The following is a 4,505-nucleotide window of genomic DNA, read 5'->3' as shown; positions in this document are numbered from 1 at the left end:
CGTCAGTACGACATCAACAATGATAAATTTCCCGCGAGACTCGATGTGGCTCTACGGCTATAAGGCTGTAAGGCCGCAGTTGGCGGTACGTTTCGCCAATAACTAGTAGTAACCATATCAACCTTCCGGCATAATAGCAAACTGGTTATTGTGCCGGAGGGGCGATATGAAATGCGGAGTTTCTTACTGTGATAAAGACGCGATTGCGTTAGGTTATTGCACGAACCACCGCCGCGCACTGAAGCTTTACGGAGACCCGTGCAAGCTCAAGCAAAAGCAACTGCACGGGTTGACGCTGAGCGAGCGTTTTTCCGCGTACGTCAAAAAAACGGGTTCGTCAGAAGAATCTGTGGGCCAGTTGCGGTTCGGGAAGTTTACCAAGTGTATGATATAGCGCGAGTTCCAAGATCCGGAGGGTTCGAAAGCCGTACGATTTTCTCATAGCGACTTTGGCTTTGTTGTTGAGCCCTTCGATCACGCCGCTGGAGAACTGCTTGCGAGCACGAAAATAGTTGAGCAGCAACTCACGGTGGTTGCGCAGGGTGCGGGCAAACGTCTTCATCGGTTCGATCCGTGAGCGCATGACTTGGCGGCTCCACTCGTCGAGGAACTTCCCCGCCCAGGTCGGCGAGGTGTAGTCCCAGAACTGCTGGAAGTCTTCCTTGAGCAGATAGGCTCGTACGCTCTTCAAGTTGTAGCGTAGGATGTCGCGCAACCGGATGCGTTGGTGATCGGTTAGATTCTCCTGGCGTTTGAGCAGGCACCAGCGCGATTTCTTCAGCACCGGCTCGTAGCCGTCTCGCACCAGTTGCCGCGCTTCGCCCGCCCGCACCTCATCGATTGCCTTGTTCATCTTGGCCACCACGTGAAAGCGGTCCAGGATATTCAGCGCCTGCGTGCAGTGGTTGGCGACGAGTTCCAAATACGGCTTCCACATATCCGAGCACACGAACTCGACCTGCTCAGCGAGCTCTTTGCCAATCAGGGTGAAGAAACGCTCGAAACTCTCGGTGGTGCGCTCCTGACCGACCCACAGCAAGCGTGTACAATGCGCCTCGATCTGATACACCAGGGTGAGGTAGTTGTGCCCTCGGCCGTACTGGATTTCGTCCACGCCAATCGCACGGAGGGGGGCGAGCGTGCGCTGCGCGAGGCCCCATTGCACCACATACTCTACCGCCTGGCACACTTGGTCCCAGCTGGTCTGAAACGCCTGCGCCGTCTCGGTCCACGAGAGCTTCCGCGCCCAGTGCGCCAGAAACAACATGTACGCTTCTGTCAGCGTGTGCTTGCCTCGCGCCCAGGGGACCTGTTCCACTTTCACCCCGCAGCCCCTGCACTGCACCCGGCGCATGCAATACACTAACACCACGGCATAGCCCCACAGTGGGATGAACTCGAAACGCCGTTCGTCCAGCCGATCGTAGCCCGCGGCCGGGCGCTGGCAACCAGAGCACTGCGCTTTGGCGCCTTGCCGGGGACGCACCTTGACCTCGATGGTGTTGAGGTCCTTGCGCAGGTGGGCGCGTTCATAAACGAAACCGGGAAAGCGATGGCAGGCATTGAGCAAACGGGTCAGTAACATGGGACGGTCGGCCAAGGTGATGGACACAATGGCAATTGTCGCATCCGATGCCAAGCGCTTGGCGCAGTATTGCCCGGATCTGGACAACTGGTCGCGTAGTTGGTCCGTCGAGCCACGTGACCTTGCGCCCGGACAACGCCTGGTCGACCATTTGAAGCCATTCCTGCTGCATCTGCTTGCCACCGGACAGTCGCGCAAGACGCTACGGATCCATCGCGATAACCTATGGGTACTGGGCGGTGAGATGATCCGTGATTTCCACGAGGATCCTCCGTTACGCAAACACTCGGTCGAAGTTTGGCTCGATAAGGTCATAAGCGATGACGGCGGCCCCCTCATCTACCACAGTGCCTCCGAGGAACAACAACGCTCCTTTGATTCTACCTGCCGGCGCTTGCACCGATTCCTACAGGACAACGCTCGAACCCTCTCCAATCCCTAGAACAACCCACAGATTTCTCAGAGGATCCAAATATTCTTCCATCCGAGGTTCCGGAATCACGACACGATTGATATATCGGACGCCTAAGCGCGCAACTGCCCTCGGCATTGCAAGCTCGCGGTACACTTCGAGCGCCGAGTAAATCGCTGGTTCCCAGTCATCAAAACGAGGATAAGGCCTGAGTTGATTCACCACCAGAAGATCCCGCGCAACCTGAATCATCCGGTCTCCGCTTTCCGTTACAAACTGAATCCAGGGTGGAAGCCTGCGGATACCCGCCGCCGCCTCGCCCGCGGTGGACAAGGAAAACTTTGCCTCTTGAATCTCTCTTTGACGCTTAACGGGAAACCCATGCTTCACCCGGTCATAAAACTGTCCAGGCACAGTGTCGTCCCAGGCGGATTCCTTAAGATAGATCTCGCAGAGTGCTTCAACAACCGGGGGATTTCGATATCTTCTATCTTTCGTCATCTCCTGCTCCCGTGAACCCAAATTTAGCGAGCCTTCGCCTCAGACCCACGAGTCTTGAGTGGCTCCGGTAAACTATCAGCAGTAATATAACACTCTGTCATAAACGTGCTTTAACGGAGGAGTGGACCTAAAATCCAAACGCTGCTAGGCGGAGCCAGTGCCATGATAACGCTAAACGTAGCGGTGGTGACGACCGTAGGTCTCGACCACCCAGCCAAAGAACGGATTGGCCTGGTGCTCCGCGCAAACCGCGGCCACGGCCCACGGGAGATCGCCTTGCAGCGCCGCGCCGTAACCCACCGAGTCGACGTGCGAAGTGTGTCACCTCGCGGCAGGACGCGCGTCGTATGCGCCGACGAGATTGCTGGTCACGCACTCGGCCTCTATGCCGCGGCCGCGATCATCGATCACCCGCAGTACCAGGGACGGATCGCTTCGATACCCGAGTGTGGAATCGATTAAGGCCAAGCCGATCGGCCGCAGCAACGGCTCCCCGGTTTCCATTGCTTTACCCTGTCTATCCGATTCCCAGGAATACGGCGCCACGGTCCCCGAGCTAACATAACCAAGGAATTCATCGCCGCGGAAAACTTTCGATCCGGCCCTGAAAGGCCGCTTGTCAGAACGACTCATGATCGGCTGCACTAAGCGCTTTAAGATGCGGTCGCCGAGCGGCGTGTGTAACTCGCCTCGTTTAATCAATTGCAGCTCTTTTCTCTGATCGTCTAACCGCGCCTGACCAATGTAATCATGTCGATCGGGGACCCGGATGGCAAAGCTGGCAAATGTGTTCGCGAAAATAGGGATGTCATTACCGTCGTGATCTCGGCCCAATTCGTGACCGTAAAGCGGCAGTGCGGCTTCGATTCGAAGCGTATCGCGCGCGCCCAAGCCCGCGGGGACCGCTCCGAGGCCAATTAACTGTTCCCAAAGCGCCGGGAGATGCTCCGACTTCGGGAACAACTCAAAACCGACCACCTCGCCCGTATAACCGGTACGCGCGATGAGCAGCGGTTGTCCCTCGACCCTCGCGATACGGCAGCAATTTCTTCTGCTCTCCGGCAGCGCCTCCTTCCCGATGGCCGATTCCAGGATGGAAACGGAGGCAGGGCCTTGGATAGCGATCATGGCCGTCTCCGCGCTCACATCGGTGAGTTCGACTCCCGCGCATTTATGGCTCTGTAGCCATAGCCAGTCTTTGTCACGGTTGGAGGCGTTGACCACGAGGAGAAATTCCCCCCGCGCCAGCTTATACAGGTAGGCGTCATCAATCGCGCCGCCCTGCTCATTGGCCAGAAAGGTGTATTGCGCCTGAAGTAGTTCCAGAGATCGCGCGTTATTCGTCAGCACCGTAAGCGCGAAATCCTCGGCCGCCTCTCCCTCGATCTTGAACCGCCCCATATGGGAGACGTCGAAAAGACCCGCGCTCCGGCGCGTGGCGAGATGCTCCTGCAGGATACCGCTCTGGTAATTTAGCGGCATCGTCCATCCCCCGAATTCGACCATCCTAGCGCCGCCGTGGGCAGCGTGCCAGGAAAAGAGCGGCGTCTGACGGGCCGTAGATGGTGCGTTCGACATGCCTTACAACTCGCTTCCTACCGGTAACTCGAATTGTACCGGTTGCGCCGCGTATTCTCTAACGCGTAACCCACCCGCTCGACGCGCATAGCGCGTCACCTCGGTTTTACGAACCCTATGATGACAAGGTTGAAATTCATCAGCAGGACGTTGAAAATGCATGCTGGCGCACGCGCCTACCTTCGGGACACGAAGGTGCGAAATGTAACGAGCAAGCTCCGTTCTTATACATAACTTCTAGATACGGCTTTTATGTTGTTGATGATCGATAATCATCATCGCATCCGGCGAGGTCCGAAATAGTCTGATACCCGGCGCAAAGCCTAGTAATCACGGCAATCTAGCATCCATCAATAACCGCTATTCTCCATTGCAATCCGGCAAAAATGCGGGTATCGTAGCGGGTATCAATTCCCGGACACCCGCATC

General features: G+C 56.8%; 4 protein-coding genes. 1 reads left to right on the top strand and 3 read right to left on the bottom strand.

From position 1 onward, the window contains the following. Nucleotides 1–337 precede the first annotated feature (337 nt). Nucleotides 338–1,600, bottom strand: a complete 1,263-nt coding sequence (locus M3461_11480) for an ISL3 family transposase (protein ID MDQ3774929.1) — start codon at nucleotides 1,598–1,600, stop codon at nucleotides 338–340. A gap of 13 nt (nucleotides 1,601–1,613) precedes the next feature. On the opposite strand from M3461_11480, the gene M3461_11475 reads away from it, so the two are divergent. Beyond that, nucleotides 1,614–2,027, top strand: a complete 414-nt coding sequence (locus M3461_11475; protein MDQ3774928.1) for a hypothetical protein — start codon at nucleotides 1,614–1,616, stop codon at nucleotides 2,025–2,027. Here M3461_11475 and M3461_11470 read toward each other — a convergent pair. Then, on the bottom strand, nucleotides 1,992–2,498 hold the full coding sequence (locus M3461_11470; GenBank protein MDQ3774927.1) for a TIGR04255 family protein: 507 nt from the start codon (nucleotides 2,496–2,498) through the stop codon (nucleotides 1,992–1,994). The two genes, M3461_11475 and M3461_11470, sit on opposite strands and share 36 nt — an antisense overlap. A gap of 321 nt (nucleotides 2,499–2,819) precedes the next feature. Then, a complete protein-coding gene (locus M3461_11465) occupies nucleotides 2,820–4,004 on the bottom strand; it encodes a hypothetical protein (protein ID MDQ3774926.1) in 1,185 nt (394 codons plus the stop codon). Between the last annotated feature and the right edge of the window lie 501 nt (nucleotides 4,005–4,505).

The organism is Pseudomonadota bacterium, from assembly GCA_030860485.1.
In the GTDB taxonomy this organism is placed as follows: domain Bacteria; phylum Pseudomonadota; class Gammaproteobacteria; order JACCXJ01; family JACCXJ01; genus JACCXJ01.
This window is presented reverse-complemented; position numbering and strand designations above follow the sequence as displayed.

Bases quoted from the DNA above. Each gene is read 5' to 3' on its own strand.
- M3461_11475 (MDQ3774928.1), top strand. From the start codon at position 1,614: ATGGCAATTGTCGCATCCGATGCCAAGCGCTTGGCGCAGTATTGCCCG.
- M3461_11470 (MDQ3774927.1), bottom strand. From the start codon at position 2,498: ATGACGAAAGATAGAAGATATCGAAATCCCCCGGTTGTTGAAGCACTC.
- M3461_11465 (MDQ3774926.1), bottom strand. From the start codon at position 4,004: ATGGTCGAATTCGGGGGATGGACGATGCCGCTAAATTACCAGAGCGGT.